Below are 15,179 nucleotides of genomic sequence, written 5' to 3'. Positions count from 1 at the left end.
TAAAAGCATTGCTATAAATGATGGCTATGTTGTACTTTCTAAGCGTAGTTTAAGGCTATATGAATCAAGAGTACTAAACTAGTTGATTACGGCTTTAATGTTTAAAGGTGCTAAGCACTTTTTTGTGTTGTGTTGATCTACGTCAAAGTAAGAATAACGGAATACCGCTACTATTCCCTTACTCACTGATGGAGTTTATTTGTGTCAGGCATTTATAAGTGGTTTAAATTAGTACTAATAGCTGCGCTGCTTTCACAGCACGGCTTTGCTATGACGAACCCAATTAAATGTGATGGTCACGACACATCAGAATCTCATATGTCCTCAAATGATTCCTTATCAAGCGTAGAACATACTACTTTAAATAATCACACACTTCATTCAGAAAAGAACCAGGATGTACAGCACTGCGAAGGAAATGATCAATCGATATGCGCGTGCTGTATAGGTGCTTACTGTGCAACTTCTTTAACCCAATTTTGTATACTTTCAAATATTGAAATTCTGATAAGTGAAAACATTAAGCAAAGCTCATTTTCAGATATAAATATTACCCCTTTAATTGGTATACACTCTCCTCCCTTCCACCCTCCGATTAAGAGCTACACATAAACTCAGTGAGGCTTTTCTCTAAGTTTTCTTTACTAATCAATTGCAATCAAAGAATGTCTTAGACGATCAACTGCTTAATTAATATACATTAAGACACTGTTTGCTATCAGTAAACGAACAGCAAGTATTATCCGCCTCACTTACAAACGCATTACATCTTAGAACCGAAAGTTTCACGAGTTACATGCCTATTGACTCGCGTCCCACAAACAGGTTTAGCCTTTAGGTATAAGTAAAATTTTAGGTTAAAGACATCGGAACAACTATGAAAGTAAGAGAGATCGCAAGCGCCTTGGCTACAACGCCAGATACTGTTCGCTATTACACGCGCTTGCAGTTAATAACGCCGGCAAAATCTGACAATGGTTATAAATTCTATTCAACGAAAGATGCTTCCAGGTTGCGGTTTATATTAAGTGCAAGGCATTTAGGTTTTTCAGTTGAAGATATCAAGCAAATTCTCAGAGAAGCAGATAATGGAAAGACCGCTTGTCCCCTAGTTAGAACCTTAATTGCAAGAAGGCTAGCAGAAACAGAAAGACAATTTAAGGCAATGTTGTTACTCAGGCAAAATATGATGCTGGCAGTAAGGAAATGGGGAGCAATGGGTGACAAAGCCCCATCCTCACACGTGGTCTGTCATTTAATAGAAGAGTTTGAACACACCGTCCTGGAGGAAAACATAAATGACAGAACTTAATGCAGGTGTTTCTTCAGAAAAATTGTTGTCCGTCAAAAAACAAGTCTTCTAAAAATAGGAAAAAAGGAGAGCACTATGAGTGCAGAAGTAACACAGCGACAATTAGTGATAGAAGGCGCCGGATGTGCCAGTTGCGTTGGAAAAATAGAAGCTGCCTTGAAGCAGACGCCGGGAGTGCAGAATGCCGAAATGAACTTTGCAGACAGAACAGTACTTGTATCGGGTACAGCGGATTCTCAATTATTGGTTCAAGCAGTAGAGTCCGTTGGTTACAACGCAAAGCCTTTCGAAGATAAGCCTGACACTGATGTAGTCGATGAAAAAGAAGCAGCGGATAGGACCTATTACAAAAAGCTGATGCGAGATACTTTCATTGCGCTTTCGCTAGGTATCCCTCTAATGACTTATAGCATTGTTGTCGACGAAATGACGGTCGAGACTAATGTCGAGAGGTTGTTGTGGCTAGCAGTTGGCCTACTGACGCTGGGTGTAATGTTCTTTTCCGGCCGGCATTTTTACATCGGTGCGTGGAAGAGCTTTAAAAATCATTCTGCCAATATGGATACACTCATTGCACTTGGTACAGGCACAGCATGGTTCTATTCGATGTTGGTAGTGTTGGTACCTGAAGCAGTGCCGTTAATGGCAAGGCACGTTTATTTTGAAGCTACAGCTATGATCATTGGTCTAATTGATCTGGGGCTTGCCTTAGAACTAAAAGCCCGCGGAAAAACCTCAGAAGCAATCAAACGTTTAATTGGATTACAAGCGAAAACAGCCACGGTTATTCGCGACAATAAAGAGGTCCAGGTCGCTATCGAGCAAGTGCTTTTTAACGATGTCATCAAAGTCAGGCCTGGAGAAAAAGTGCCTGTTGATGGTGTGGTTGTTGAAGGCCATACGTCAATCGACGAGTCAATGCTAACCGGGGAACCGATGCCAGTTGAAAAATCACATGACGATGAAGTCGTTGCTGGAACTCTCAACAAGTCAGGAATGTTTCTATTTAAAGCAACTCGAGTAGGTAAAGACACGGCACTGGCGCAAATCATTGCAATGGTTAAACGCGCACAAAATTCAAAGCCGCCTATTGGGCGCTTGGCCGACGTGATATCCGCTTACTTTGTTCCTGTGGTCATGATTATATCTGTGCTCAGTGCGCTAGCATGGCTGAACTTTGGGCCTGAGCCCGCACTGGCATTTGCCATAGTTTCGGCCACCACTGTATTGATCATTGCTTGTCCATGTGCATTGGGCCTAGCCACGCCGATGTCAGTTATGGTGGGGGTTGGAAAGGCTGCTGAAGCCGGCGTGCTAATTCGCAACGGCGAAGCGCTACAAACGGCATCAAAAATCAGTGTGATGATACTGGATAAAACCGGAACGATTACGGAAGGTACACCCAAGGTCACTGACATAATTTTAGCCAATTTCAGTGATGAAAAGACAGTGCTGCAATTGGCAGCTAGTCTGGAAAATGGTTCAGAGCACCCATTAGCAATGGCGATAGTAGAAAGTGCCCACGACCAGGGCATTGAGCTGCTGAAAACCGAAGAGTTTAATGCGATTACCGGTATGGGGGTTGAAGGCCGTTGTGAAGGAAAGGCCTTATTGTTTGGTAACAGCAAGCTTATGGCTTCAAAAGGGGTGGGCATAGGTAATTATTCAGAGAAAGCACAAACACTGGCCAAAGACGCCAAAACTCCCATGTATTTCGCTGTAGATGGACAACTTGCTGCCATCATAGCGGTTGCCGACCCGATAAAACCTGACTCTGTTTCTGCCATCAAGCGTCTTCAGGCTAATGATATCCGGGTCATCATGTTAACGGGGGACAACAAAGAAACTGCTGCTGCAGTGGCAAAGAAAGCGGCAATAAGCGAGTTTTTTGCTGAAGTATTGCCCGAAGATAAGGCCAACAAAGTACATGAATTACAGCAGCAGAGAGAAGTAGTGGGTATGACTGGTGATGGAATTAACGATGCTCCGGCTCTTGCCTCGGCTGATGTTGGCTTTGCCATTGGTACAGGAACGGACGTTGCCATTGAAAGCGCCGATATCACCCTGATGCGCGGCTCGTTGCATGGTCTGGCCGATGCTATAGCGGTTAGTAAAGCCACCTTGCGCAACATTAAGCAAAACTTGTTTGGAGCCTTTATCTACAACGTAGCAGGTATACCTTTTGCGGCGGGCGTGCTCTATCCATTTTTCGGAGTATTGCTAAGCCCAGTTATCGCCGGAGCCGCCATGGCATTTTCTTCGTTAACAGTGGTATCAAATGCGAACCGGCTTCGCCTATTCAAGGCAAAGGACCACTAAGGAGTTTTCTTATGATGATAATTAATATTGTGGGACTTACGGGTATTGCACTGATTATTTGGTGGTTTTGGTTATACAAGCCTGATCAGACAGTTACTGAAAGTAACGAAATACTCATAGAAGTAAAAAATGGCGTGTACTCACCAGCGTCTATTCAGGTAAACGCAAACCAATCTGTTACGTTGAAGTTTTTGCGCAAAGATGAGTCTCCCTGTTCCGAAGTACTGCTAATTCCTTCATTAGATATCAGTGAGCAGCTAACGCTTAATGAGGTAACACCAATTCACCTCGAAAACGTCCCACAGGGCGAACATACTTTTCACTGCCAGATGCAGATGTATCGCGGTGTTCTTACGGTGGTATAGGAGGAGTCATGAAAAACAGTCACCCCAGATTTTGGTCAACACCTACAGGGTGGGCAGCATTAGCGATGATCGCTGCCGTTACTTATTTTTTAATTTTCGAACATGGTCATCATGTCCTTCAGTTTCTTCCCTATTTGATTTTATTGCTGTGCCCATTCATGCATATATTCATGCACAGTAGCCACGGTAAACACGGACACGCCCACGAACATTCTCGCGACAGTGACAATAAGCAGAAAAGTTTTCAGGAATTGAGTGATAACAACGCGGCTTATCGTGATGGATACATTCAGGGGTTGGAGGAAGGCCGAAAGGAGTCACTTAAAAAGGACAACCAAGATGAATGATACATATGATTATGGCTTATGGTCAATGGTGATACTGAACTCAGCTATTTTTATCTTTTTTGCATTCAGTTTTGTAAAGCCAAAATCTTCCACCGACTGGCGAAGTTTGGGGGTATTTTCTGCGTTTATTGTAGCCCTGTTTACCGAAATGTATGGCTTCCCACTGACTATTTATTTCTTGTCAGGATGGCTTGCTGAAACCTATCCGGAAGTAAACTTTTTTGCGCACGAAAACGGACATCTGTTGCATACTTTCTTTGGTTTTAAAGGCGACGCCCACTGGGACCCATTTCATATCGCCAGTATGGTATTTATTGTTGCAGGATTCTTTATCTTGTCCTCAGCATGGAATGTGCTGCACCACGCTCAGAAGAACCATCACTTAGCTAAGACTGGATGGTATGCGCGGTGTCGCCACCCTCAATATTTAGCCTTCATACTGATCATGTTCGGTTTTTTGTTGCAATGGCCGACCATTCCCACACTGGTCATGTTTCCAGTTTTAGTTGTTGTGTATGTGAAACTGGCAAAGCGTGAAGAAGCTCTGGCTATTGCTGAATTTGGCGATGAGTATGTGAGCTATATCAACACGACACCTGGCTGGATCCCAAACCTCAACTTTAAATTAAAAGGTGAAAGCCATGAAAAAATTCACTAAATCAATCATTTTTTCAACCACATTAGTAATGGCTGCAACATCGCAAGCTCAACAAATGGAAGAGCATGAGCATAAGGGCTCAGACAAGCCAGAGATTCAAACGGGAATGCCTATGCGTGGCCAAGATATGCATATGATGAATGCAAAAATAAAGTCGATGAAGGAAGAAGTTAACGCTATCAAAGAAGAAAAGAATCCCAGCAAGCAGCGTGAAATGATGAAAAAACACATGCAATCCATGATGGGAATGATGCATATAATGCACGAAAAAATGGAAGGGCAACCCATGCAAAACCAAGTTGATATGGCAGAAAGGCATCTTAAGATGATGGAAGTAATGATGTCGAAAATGGATGGAAGCCATTCACCCGAATCTCAGAAACATTCAAATTAACACCCGAGGAGAAAGATATGAGTGATTTAGACCACAGAGTCGGTGTCAGAGAAGCAAATTTAGTCGTTCGGAATTTACGGCTCAGCAATGTCTATGAGGCAAATTGCGAGCCCCTAATTGAAGAGATTGACAAGCTCTTTGGCATTGATGAGGTGAGCTACAACATCAAAGAAGGGGCTATTCACCTGGCATATGATGCGACACATATCGATTTAGACGGTATTGAAGCGATCATTCGAAAACACGGCGCAGATCTTCACAATGACTGGTGGACACACACAAAAGAAGGTTATTACCAGTTTGTAGATCAAAATATAAAAGACAATGCGACGCACAAACCGTGGAGTTGCCACCACTTGCCGCAGGGCGCTCACAGGAAGCGTACATAACCTTATTGTGCTCTACGTTCTCACTCAACAACAATGCTGAGCGATGTCGTTACATTATGATGCTGACTTTAAGGAGGCGTAAGATGAAAATTCGAGAAAATGTATTTGCGTTCGCGTGCGCCGCATCGTTCAGCTTCGAGAGTGTTGTTAGTTGTTAGTTCTTTGTTCATTATTACAATGCCCGACATGATGTCACCCATGGCTGGTAATATAATGTTTTCAGACTGGCAAGGGATGATATGGAACGTGCCTTTATTGGGTGTAGTGATAGGCGGAGCTTTATGGGCTTTGTTCGCAGGTGTACTGGGTTGGCTTATTGCCAGTATTTACAATAGGCAGTTGTAGTAGTGAGGGCTAAATAAATAGTCAGTATTTGTCCTTTTAGCACAGGTACGATATTTGCTGATATCTACTGCCACATAAATTTAAACTAACGGTGAGATATTATGATAACCAATAATTCAGAATTAGCCTTACAGCAAGCCATGCAACTACCCAGTCAAACCAATACAGAGAAGCAGGGTTGTAGCCAGCCACCTGAGTCAAAAGGACAGGAGTTTGCTGAAATAATGAATACACTGAAGCAGCAAAAAAGCGGTTAAAGTGTGCCACGAGTAAAAATAACCGGCACGCTAATGCCGGTTAATTCCTTTCCTATTCATAACAACTGCGCTTACCTTTTAGGCTGCTACTCTGCCTACGCTGAATATTGTCTTACTCCGTCGATGTAGTTCATGAACAGCTTCAATGATTTGCATCAGTTATAATTTTTATCATCATCATCATACGCATGGAGCTTTAGAAACCATTTCTCAGCCGCGAATACGATAAGAAGTCCAGCCACAGAAATCCCAACAATGAAGATATCTGATTTTGCTTTCACCCACATAAAAGATAGAAGAACAATGATATCGAGAATAATTGCACTGACTAGTACCCAAGCTTTAGCTTGCACATCATCTCGTAAATGCTTGAACACTCCCCAGTGGATGAAGATATCCATTACGATATAAAAAACTACACCGATTGAGGCTATGCGGCTCAAATCGAAGAATATGGTAAGAAATATTGCGATGACTAACGTATAAATTAAGGAATGTCTTCTTATATCTCCCGGTAATGAAAAATGACGGTGAGGCACAAGTTGCATTGATGTAAGCATCGATAGCATTCTTGAAACAGCGAAGATGCTGGCAACGACACCGGAAGACGTGGCAATAATCGCGAAAGCTATAGTAAACCAAGCACCATACTGGCCGAATGCGGGTCGAGATGCTTCAGCAAGCGAATAATCTTTTGCCTGTATTATTTCGCCAATTGATAAATTTGCTCCTACTGCAACTGCGACAAAAACATAAAGTACCACACAAATGGATATAGAAATGACTATGGCCCTTCCTACATTTTTTTCTGGTTGTTTGAGCTCGCCTCCGCTGTTTGTGATTGTAGTGAATCCTTTGTATCCCAAAATACCAAGTGCCACGGCTCCGAGAAAACCGGTTGCGCTGGTATCTTGCGGTTGAGCTGAAACGCTCTCAAACGACAAACCGGTTGCCCACAGCCCACCAATTGCCAAAACTGCAAGTCCTGCTATTTTGATAAAAGCCATAATAAATGAGAGGGTCTGTATGAATTGATTACTCAAAATATTAACAATGAATGCCACAATAAGAAGACTCACGCCAAGCGCTGGTATAAGCCACTCAGCGCCCTGAGAGTCAAACAATTGTAGGACATAAGTGCCAAAAGTGCGGGCTACCAAACTTTCATTGATAACCATGGAAAAAAACATTAGCAATGCACAGGCACCAGTCAGCAGACCTCTACCATAGGCTTTTTTCAGAAACATGGCGATACCACCTGCAGAGGGGTATTTCTGTGCCATTTTGATGTAACTGTATGAGCTAAACCCTGCAATTATCGCTGCAACTAAAAACGCAAAAGGAAACCATGTGCCTGCCAGCTCTGCTATTTGCCCGGTTAAAGCAAATATACCAGCACCTATCATTACACCAGTTCCCATCGATACCGCGCCCCAGAGGCTTAACGAATCTTTCCTGTTTGAATGCTCGTGTTCATTCATATTGGTTACTCCTTTATGTCATGTGAGCCTGAGTAACAACAAAAGCAACCTGCAGCAAATATAAGGACACAGGCCCATTACAAAACAAATTCGAAGACGTGTAGAAAGAAATAACTGGCAATGGCATACCAGTTATTTCATTTTTAGCGTAGGGCGTTTAAAACCAAATCCTTGCACCTAACACTACACCAGTTTCACTGGTTGACTTGCCTTCAGCCTTTAATGCATCAGCTGTATTTCCCAAAGCTTTGCTGTAATAAACACCGACATAAGGTGCTACCTCCCTCACTATTTCATGCCGATATCGCAAACCAATACGAATATTACTCAACCCGCTTTGACGGTCATACTTTTCAGAATCGGTGAGGTTGGCAACAACTTCCAGTCGCGGTTGCAGATAGGAAACTTGACTTAGTTGCCAGTCATATTCGGTTTCATTGATGAACTGCATGTCACCGTCTTCGTTAATACGCAGTGAATTTTCCATTTCAAACCAGTAAGGCGCTAGACCTTGATAACTGACCACCGCATAGTTTTCCATATCCGCATCGGATGACAGCTCTCCCTTTGTGCCCACACCAAATTGTATAGACCAAAAAGAAGAAACGAGATAACCGTACAACAGTTCTGCTCGTTCCAGATCAGTAGGCATTCCATCGTTTTGTGTATTTTCGCCTTCGCTTTTAAAAACAAGACGATGGTAATCTCCGCCATACCACGCCTGCATGTCCCAGACCGCTATATTTTGCTGCTCATCAGTGCGAGTATATTCAAGCCGGTCAAATAGAACTTGGCCAAAATATTCATTAGGAATAGGAGATGGCCAGTCATCTCTTGATTGAGCCAAAGCATTGTCAACGCTCAAAGTTAATGTTATTAGGCCTGCTATTAATATCTGTTTCATTTTAATCTCCTATGCGACCTGTACAACACGAAACATACCTGCTTCCATGTGGTATAGCAGGTGACAATGAAACGCCCACTCACCGGGGGCATCTGCGCTGATTTGTAACGAGACCTTCTCTCCAGGCTTGAGGCTGATCGTGTGTTTACGAGGTCTTGGATATTGGCCGTTTTCAAGTTCCATCCACATACCATGTAAATGAATAGGGTGATCCATCATAGTGTCATTAACCAAGATCAGACGTAGTCTCTCGCCATAATTGAAACGTACATATCCGTCTACTTCACTAAACTTTTTGCCATCGAACGACCACATGTACCTTTCCATATTGCCCGTTAAGTGAAGCTCAATTTGACGTTCCGGCTCTCTTTCGTCAGGCCAAGGACTTTCACCGACTAAATCTGTATAAACAAGGACACGATGTGGGCTGTCTTCCAAACCGATCCCAGGTTCATCCAACCTAGAGCTTGGATTTTTAGCAATCATCGCTGCACCAGCGCCGTGCCCGTCTTCGCTGTGGACAATGTCTATGCTTTCTACTGGGAGCTTTTTGGAGGGGGTCATTTCTCCTTCCATTTGGGTGCCATGCATTGTATGGGCGCTATGCTGCCCCATTCCTTTCATTTCACCTTTTGGAGCAGCCATGCCCGAGCTGTCGACCTTGGACTTATCCATATTCATGCCTTTCATACCAGACATGTCCATCCCCATCGCCGCCATGCCACGCTCTGTGATAACTCGCTGTGGGGGAACCTCTGCAGTAAGGCCAATTGACGGGGTTAGGGTGCCACGCGCATATCCACTTCTATCAAAACTTTCCGCAAAAAAGGTAAAAGCTTTTCGCTCTTTTGGCTGAACGATTACGTCATAAGTTTCCGCTACTGCAATTCGAAATTCATCCACATTTACTGGTTTAACAGGCTGACCATCTGCAGCTACAACCGTCATTTCAAGCCCTGGGATGCGAAAGTCGAAATAAGTCATCGCAGAACCATTTATAATCCTCAACCGGATTTTTTCGCCTACTTTAAACAGGGCCTGCCAGTTGTCCTGTGGTGTCCGGCCATTCATTAAGTATGTATATGTACTGCCTGTAACGTCAGCTATATCGCGAGGGCTCATACGCATTGCACCCCACATAGCACGCTCTTCCCATGTATCGGCAAACCCTTTTTTCTTTACGTCTTCTAACGTGTCGAAAATAGTTCGCTTTTGATAATTGTAATAACCTTCCGCTACCTTCAGTTTTCGCATAACGTCATGGGGGTCTGAAAACGTCCAATCGCTTAAAATAATTGTATGTTCCCTATCAGCCCCAATGTCCCCATCTGCGGGGTCGATCACAAGAGGTCCTAAATGGCCCAACTGTTCCTGGAGGCCTGAATGACTGTGGTACCAGTAGGTGCCGTTTTGCTCGACATCGAATGCATATTTAAATGTTTCGCCAGGTTTTATTCCGGCAAAGGAAACTCCCGGAACGCCATCCATATCTGGTGGTAAAATAATCCCGTGCCAGTGTATTGAAGTATCTTGGTTTAGGTGGTTAGTTACATTGAGGTGCGCTCTCTGTCCTTCTTTCAATCTAATCAACGGGCCCGGCATTTGACCATTGATCGTTATAGGTGAGCCCATATTTGAGCCTATTGGCAATTGCGCTTTTGACACATTGAGATTTTTAATATCACCTGTCAAAACTTGATCTTTAAAATGGCGACCAACAGGTGCTGCCCATAGAGGACTAACGTTGGTTAACGCAGCCGCAGCGCTTGAGGTCAGGGCAGCGAGCACAAATCTTCTGCGACCGTTGTCGATAGAATTTTTCATAGTTTTTAGCCTTTGAATTGATACTAACTGGACGAAGGAATTTCATCCATTTAAAAAGTATTACTAACTAAGTCAGTACCTTAGGCTATCGGGGGACGAAAAGGTGGAGTGAAAATTTTGGGGGGAACAGCTAGAGCGATAATGTCATACTGCTCAGCAAAAGTTGTTTCAAATTGACGAATGGGAACATAAAAAAGACTTGCAAAGTGGTAGCAATTGGTAGCTATACACATACATCCATCATTGCAGCAACCTGATTTACCCGAATGCGAGGGGTGTCCATCAGTGTGAGCGCTTTGATGCTTAGAACTAGGTGAACTGCTACGTTTCTCCTCATGAGCGTCTGCGAATTTGTGAGAAACCTTAGTTAATGAGCTATGTTCATCCATTTTCATTTCACACGCATCAACTGGCACGGTAAACAGTACCAATAAATATCCAATGCATAGTGTGAAAATAATAGATCTCATAACTTTGTATTTGCTCTCAACCTTTACGCGACGTTATTCCCTTAGAAAAGATAAGTCTTAAGGACACTTTAATCAATGACATTTGCTTGTAACTAAGATAAACAACTTCCTATGTAGTTAAACAAGCAGTCTTTTCAATCTTAAAAGCTGATAGAGTTACTTTTATTAAGTTTAGTCGATAAGCAACTCTTGTAACTAAAAAGATAACATGAGTAATGCGCCTGCTATCATAAAAATGTTTTCTGATAGTGAAACAAAACCTAACGGCACGTTACTGTCCCCACCGACACAAGCACATTTGAGCTCCCGTTTATCCACATATACTGCTTTAAAGACAGAAATTGCCCCAACGGTTCCTATAAATAGTGAAAATGGCGCAACAGCTATGGCAGGCAGTTGAGCTACCATTCCTATCCCCGCGTAGGCTTCAAGAAATGGGTAGATGTAACCATATCGAAGCCACCTCATTGCCAACAAATCGTAGGTTATGAACGAATTTGTAAAACTATACAAATCCTTCAATTTTTGAACTGCAAGTAGTGTCATTGAGAAAGCAATAAAGAGAACCAGTGTTCTTATAGAGATGAAGTCTTCAGAAACAAAAAACTGGAATGCTAACGATAGCAGAGCTGCCACAGAAAAAATCGCAATAACAGGTGCATAAGTAGTTCCGTTCTGCCCCGCTTCTCCTTTCCCGAAGTATTTACGAAGCTCATCATATCCACCAATTCGCTTTTCTTCGATGAAGGTTTGAGGCGTCGTTTCTACACCATGCTTTTGCTTGAAATCATCGGTGTCATTACGTGAAGTAAGATGATTGTCTTCTACTAAATAGCCTTCTCGCTCTAGTAAGTCTTTTGACCTTAAACCGTAAGGGCAAATGTGCTCTTTAGTAACCATTCTATATAGGATAGCTTTCTTACTCATTTTCCTTTCCTTTATTCAATTTACCTTCAAATTGAGGAATTGGACGCTGTTCGGCCTGTTCCTGAGTTGTTGCCTTGCCATTCTTATTTATATCCTCTATCAACCACTCCATCTCCTTTATTTCCTTTCGCTGAGCTTTAATAATGCCGTTTGCTAATTCTCGTACGCGAACGTCTTCAAGGTTAGAACGCTCACTAGTCAAAATAGCTATAGAGTGATGAGGAATCATTGCTTTCGTGTAAGCGGTATCTGAAATGGTACTTTGTGAACGAACAAGATAGATACACAAGGCGAAAGTAAGTGCCGCTATTATAAAAATGGCTGTATTGAGTTTCTTGTTGCTATACATACCTAACATGAAAGCTAACATTATAATCGCCATGCCTGCCCCCATATAGAGTGCCATATAAGTCCTTGTCTCACTGAACCAGACATGCGAGATAGCGTAGGTATTTAAGTACATCATTAAAAACATCGCTACAGTTGAAGTTATTATCATTGCAGCGAACTTAGAGTATTTCATATGTAATCCTTACTTAAGAAATAGTTAATATTTGTAGATCTTTCTAACAAAAGAAAGCTTGAGAGAGGTTACAAACCAATCAATCTTAACTAGTCAAGTTTTGTACCAACAAGGAAATATTATGTTTTTGTCTATATTAATAGTTTTAGCTGCGCTGTTGAGCTGCGTAGGGCTGCATCTTTTTAATATTTCAGTAGTCGCGGACAATATCAGCGAGAGATTGAAGGGAGCTTGGATAAAAACACTGTCGGTAGTCGTTATTGCCATTTCGAGCCAACTTTTACTAGCAGTCATTTTTACTCTGGCGTATGAAATTGGACTTTATTTCGAGCTCGGCGATTTTAAGCAACCTGCCACTTCCATGGATATTTTTTACTTTTCACTAACTACGATTACTACATTGGGTCTTGGAAGTATCGAGCCGGACGGACATCTACGAATGATAGCAGGAGTTGAATCGGCTACAGGGTTTCTACTAATAAGCTGTTCAGCATCGAAAGTGTTCAAGCATATGTAATGTAAAAACTGTAACCTGAGAAGATGTAAACCTCACCCGTCAGGACTAGTTTTTAATGAAACAATGTTTCGCAAATTATTGTCTTTTTAGATACTAAAAAGCGAACAATAGAGCACTCTTTGCTTCTCTCTTAAAGAAGTTTGAGGGTATAGCTTAGCAAACGTTTCAGAACCAAAAGCACGGTTGAAAGCTGACTTTATTATCTCAAAACTGATTTAAATCTGGGCTATGATCTTGGCGCTTTTATTCGAGTCGCTTATGCAGATATATTTGGGATTACTATAGGAGCATACGCACAACTTCGGTAATTCCTTCATCCCTGATAACTCTAGTTTCCAAAAGCAGTTACAGCTTGAGTTCAAACAGATGAACATACGAGCTGCGCTGTGCTATTTACTTCTCTTACGGACATTTTTGCGGGTTTTGAGGTTCTTCCTGCAGACTTTCGAAGATTATGAATCAATACTAGTAATTGAATTTTTTACTGAGTTATGATTTTCGTTTGGTTTTAGAGCGCATTGATTAAATTTACATATCTTCAATAACTATTCTTTATTTTTAAAAGCAACCGAAGAAGCCACCGTTAAACGACAAAAAAGTAACCTTATCTCCTATATGGTGGACTAAATACACCCACGCCTTTTATACTCTTCTACCCATTCCTTGAAGCGTTTTTCATCGCGCTCTGCGGTCTTTGCGCGTCTATGTAAGGTTTTCTTAGACAATGCTTTTGGTTCTTCTTTATCAAAAGTAACTCCAGATAATGCATCTGCAAACATCTCGGGTTTTACATGACTGTAATGCTGCTCGATCATTTCTGTACTGGTTCCACATTGACGCGTAATTACGTCTATGCTGGTTCCGTTGAGAAGCTGCCACGTAATGTAAGTGTGTCGGAGAGAGTACAGCGTTCGAGGTCCTCTGGGTGACTCTTTTAATCCGGAACTTTGAAGAGCTTTCTCAAATGCCTTACCTAATTGCCTTGTGGGCTCGCCACTTGCTAGCAAAAATAGCTTTTGATTGGGTGTGCGCAATGGAAAGCGTTCTCGTAGGTTCGTTAGGGCTCCTATCACATCACGTTTGCAAACTACTTTACGCGGTCCCGTATATTTTGTTGTTTTACCCTTAGAGACATTGATGAAAAATTGAGCTTTTGAACCTTGAGTTTTAATCTCGATATCTTTCCAAGTTAGGTGTTCCATCTCCGTGCCGGGCCTAATTCCGGTATTAACTGCTATTTCACAGTAATCGTATAGTAACTCACGAATTTGACGGGTCTTTTCACTATGAGCGTTTTGCTCACCTTCATATATTTCGTTGAGGATAACATCATACTCTTCTTCAGAAAAAGCCGCACGACGTGTGCCTGTTCCACCTTTCGAAGAAAGAACAGGTACTTGAGCGGCGATCATCCATTTTTGCTCAATAGCTTCTTTAAAAACGAGCTGAAGAGCAGCATTGTGAGTTAATAATGTAGAGGAGGCTGGAGACTTCTTCATTCGTCCCTTACGCCACTCATCAAACTTAGATATTTCTTCTTGGTCAATTGAGGTGATAAACGTACGCGAAAAGTAGGGGATGTGGTAGTTTTCTAACGCTCGAATATAGTCTTTATAGGTGCGTTTACCGCCCCCGTGTTCTAGTTGCTCTTCAAGCTTTTCGATGACGCGGTCAGCTACGTCTTTGAATCGCTTACTTTGGACTAGTGTGTTATTTTCGTGTCTAATTTGGTGGTCTAAGAAGATTCGATGTGCCATGGCGATAGCTTCGTCTTTATCTTTCTTCTTAGTTGATTTACAGAGCCATTTTTTGTGATTGGTTAGTATAAATCGCGCATACCAGCGCTCACTGTTATCTTGTTTAAAGATATACAGCTCGTCGTTTATGTCGTGTCTTTCAGTCTGTTTTGCCATAGCGCCAGTAAAACAGAAAAGAGCTCTCTTTGCAAAGAATTTGCAAAGAAATTAAAAGTTGCATATTTTCAATGCTTTAGAGTGGTTATTTGCATTGAAAATCCGCGTGTCCCTGGTTCGATCCCGGGTCGAGGCACCATTATTTAAGCCCTTGCAGAAATGCGAGGGCTTTTTTGATTTCGGCGATTGAAAAACACAGGCACACGCTAACGTGCCCCTGCGGCTGCGCCGCGC

Annotated in this window: 16 protein-coding genes; 10 read left to right on the top strand and 6 right to left on the bottom strand. The window is 42.3% G+C overall.

Annotation, left to right across the window (positions count from 1 at the left end; genetic code table 11):
* The first annotated feature begins 877 nt into the window (after positions 1 to 877).
* The 9 genes from MHN09_RS15995 (at position 878) to MHN09_RS15955 (ending at position 6,386) form a co-directional block, all read left to right on the top strand.
* A complete protein-coding gene (locus MHN09_RS15995) occupies positions 878 to 1,312 on the top strand; it encodes a MerR family DNA-binding protein (RefSeq protein ID WP_012516906.1) in 435 nt (144 codons plus the stop codon).
* 75 nt (positions 1,313 to 1,387) lie between these two features.
* Positions 1,388 to 3,631 (top strand): heavy metal translocating P-type ATPase, encoded by a 2,244-nt coding sequence (locus tag MHN09_RS15990; RefSeq protein WP_239241406.1) that lies wholly within the window; start codon positions 1,388 to 1,390, stop codon positions 3,629 to 3,631.
* 11 nt (positions 3,632 to 3,642) lie between these two features.
* Positions 3,643 to 3,996: a cupredoxin domain-containing protein gene (locus MHN09_RS15985; RefSeq protein WP_012516908.1), complete on the top strand. Its 354-nt coding sequence runs from the start codon at positions 3,643 to 3,645 to the stop codon at positions 3,994 to 3,996.
* A gap of 8 nt (positions 3,997 to 4,004) precedes the next feature.
* Positions 4,005 to 4,343, top strand: coding sequence for a DUF2933 domain-containing protein (locus MHN09_RS15980; protein ID WP_012516909.1), 339 nt, complete (start codon positions 4,005 to 4,007; stop codon positions 4,341 to 4,343).
* Entirely contained in the window at positions 4,336 to 5,001 is a 666-nt protein-coding gene (locus tag MHN09_RS15975) for an isoprenylcysteine carboxylmethyltransferase family protein (RefSeq protein ID WP_012516910.1), read from the top strand. The genes MHN09_RS15980 and MHN09_RS15975 overlap by 8 nt, the downstream gene beginning before the upstream one ends.
* The gene (locus MHN09_RS15970; protein ID WP_012516911.1) at positions 4,985 to 5,395 is read left to right on the top strand and encodes a hypothetical protein; all 411 of its coding nucleotides are present in this window, start codon (positions 4,985 to 4,987) and stop codon (positions 5,393 to 5,395) included. The genes MHN09_RS15975 and MHN09_RS15970 overlap by 17 nt, the downstream gene beginning before the upstream one ends.
* A 17-nt stretch (positions 5,396 to 5,412) precedes the next feature.
* The gene (locus MHN09_RS15965; protein ID WP_012516912.1) at positions 5,413 to 5,784 is read left to right on the top strand and encodes a hypothetical protein; all 372 of its coding nucleotides are present in this window, start codon (positions 5,413 to 5,415) and stop codon (positions 5,782 to 5,784) included.
* A 99-nt stretch (positions 5,785 to 5,883) separates the two neighbouring features.
* Positions 5,884 to 6,129, top strand: coding sequence for a DUF5676 family membrane protein (locus tag MHN09_RS21485; protein ID WP_012516913.1), 246 nt, complete (start codon positions 5,884 to 5,886; stop codon positions 6,127 to 6,129).
* Between the two features lie 101 nt (positions 6,130 to 6,230).
* Entirely contained in the window at positions 6,231 to 6,386 is a 156-nt protein-coding gene (locus MHN09_RS15955; RefSeq protein ID WP_012516914.1) for a hypothetical protein, read from the top strand.
* 155 nt (positions 6,387 to 6,541) lie between these two features.
* Here the strand turns inward: MHN09_RS15955 and MHN09_RS15950 are convergent, their stop codons facing one another.
* The 5 genes from MHN09_RS15950 to MHN09_RS15930 all read right to left on the bottom strand — a co-directional run bounded on the left by MHN09_RS15950 (position 6,542) and on the right by MHN09_RS15930 (position 12,515).
* Complete coding sequence (locus MHN09_RS15950; protein WP_012516915.1) at positions 6,542 to 7,867, bottom strand: APC family permease; 1,326 nt, start codon at positions 7,865 to 7,867, stop codon at positions 6,542 to 6,544.
* 157 nt (positions 7,868 to 8,024) lie between these two features.
* Positions 8,025 to 8,771 carry a copper resistance protein B gene (locus tag MHN09_RS15945; RefSeq protein WP_014978041.1) on the bottom strand — a complete coding sequence of 249 codons (747 nt, stop codon included), beginning with the start codon at positions 8,769 to 8,771 and terminating at the stop codon, positions 8,025 to 8,027.
* A 9-nt stretch (positions 8,772 to 8,780) separates the two neighbouring features.
* Entirely contained in the window at positions 8,781 to 10,595 is a 1,815-nt protein-coding gene (locus tag MHN09_RS15940) for a copper resistance system multicopper oxidase (protein WP_239241405.1), read from the bottom strand.
* 665 nt (positions 10,596 to 11,260) lie between these two features.
* Complete coding sequence (locus tag MHN09_RS15935; RefSeq protein WP_014978043.1) at positions 11,261 to 11,992, bottom strand: glutaredoxin; 732 nt, start codon at positions 11,990 to 11,992, stop codon at positions 11,261 to 11,263.
* Positions 11,985 to 12,515, bottom strand: coding sequence for a DUF305 domain-containing protein (locus MHN09_RS15930; RefSeq protein WP_168463280.1), 531 nt, complete (start codon positions 12,513 to 12,515; stop codon positions 11,985 to 11,987). Before MHN09_RS15930 ends, MHN09_RS15935 begins: the two co-directional genes overlap by 8 nt.
* A 121-nt stretch (positions 12,516 to 12,636) precedes the next feature.
* Between MHN09_RS15930 and MHN09_RS15925 the strand changes: the two genes are divergently transcribed.
* On the top strand, positions 12,637 to 13,032 hold the full coding sequence (locus MHN09_RS15925) for an ion channel (RefSeq protein WP_014978045.1): 396 nt from the start codon (positions 12,637 to 12,639) through the stop codon (positions 13,030 to 13,032).
* A 623-nt stretch (positions 13,033 to 13,655) separates the two neighbouring features.
* Here MHN09_RS15925 and MHN09_RS15920 read toward each other — a convergent pair.
* Entirely contained in the window at positions 13,656 to 14,945 is a 1,290-nt protein-coding gene (locus MHN09_RS15920) for a tyrosine-type recombinase/integrase (protein ID WP_014978046.1), read from the bottom strand.
* Positions 14,946 to 15,179: the final 234 nt, after the last annotated feature.

It is taken from the genome of Alteromonas sp. MmMcT2-5 (assembly GCF_022348315.1).
Taxonomy (GTDB): Bacteria; Pseudomonadota; Gammaproteobacteria; order Enterobacterales; family Alteromonadaceae; genus Alteromonas; species Alteromonas macleodii.
The sequence above is the reverse complement of the archived record's forward strand: the minus strand, read 5'-3'. Positions and strand labels throughout refer to the sequence as shown.

Coding starts and splice junctions, on each gene's coding strand:
- MHN09_RS15935 (WP_014978043.1), bottom strand. CDS start 11,992: ATGAGTAAGAAAGCTATCCTATATAGAATGGTTACTAAAGAGCACATT.
- MHN09_RS15940 (WP_239241405.1), bottom strand. CDS start 10,595: ATGAAAAATTCTATCGACAACGGTCGCAGAAGATTTGTGCTCGCTGCC.
- MHN09_RS15970 (WP_012516911.1), top strand. CDS start 4,985: ATGAAAAAATTCACTAAATCAATCATTTTTTCAACCACATTAGTAATG.
- MHN09_RS21485 (WP_012516913.1), top strand. CDS start 5,884: ATGTATTTGCGTTCGCGTGCGCCGCATCGTTCAGCTTCGAGAGTGTTG.
- MHN09_RS15990 (WP_239241406.1), top strand. CDS start 1,388: ATGAGTGCAGAAGTAACACAGCGACAATTAGTGATAGAAGGCGCCGGA.
- MHN09_RS15945 (WP_014978041.1), bottom strand. CDS start 8,771: ATGAAACAGATATTAATAGCAGGCCTAATAACATTAACTTTGAGCGTT.
- MHN09_RS15975 (WP_012516910.1), top strand. CDS start 4,336: ATGAATGATACATATGATTATGGCTTATGGTCAATGGTGATACTGAAC.
- MHN09_RS15955 (WP_012516914.1), top strand. CDS start 6,231: ATGATAACCAATAATTCAGAATTAGCCTTACAGCAAGCCATGCAACTA.
- MHN09_RS15980 (WP_012516909.1), top strand. CDS start 4,005: ATGAAAAACAGTCACCCCAGATTTTGGTCAACACCTACAGGGTGGGCA.
- MHN09_RS15920 (WP_014978046.1), bottom strand. CDS start 14,945: ATGGCAAAACAGACTGAAAGACACGACATAAACGACGAGCTGTATATC.
- MHN09_RS15995 (WP_012516906.1), top strand. CDS start 878: ATGAAAGTAAGAGAGATCGCAAGCGCCTTGGCTACAACGCCAGATACT.
- MHN09_RS15925 (WP_014978045.1), top strand. CDS start 12,637: ATGTTTTTGTCTATATTAATAGTTTTAGCTGCGCTGTTGAGCTGCGTA.
- MHN09_RS15965 (WP_012516912.1), top strand. CDS start 5,413: ATGAGTGATTTAGACCACAGAGTCGGTGTCAGAGAAGCAAATTTAGTC.
- MHN09_RS15985 (WP_012516908.1), top strand. CDS start 3,643: ATGATGATAATTAATATTGTGGGACTTACGGGTATTGCACTGATTATT.
- MHN09_RS15950 (WP_012516915.1), bottom strand. CDS start 7,867: ATGAATGAACACGAGCATTCAAACAGGAAAGATTCGTTAAGCCTCTGG.
- MHN09_RS15930 (WP_168463280.1), bottom strand. CDS start 12,515: ATGAAATACTCTAAGTTCGCTGCAATGATAATAACTTCAACTGTAGCG.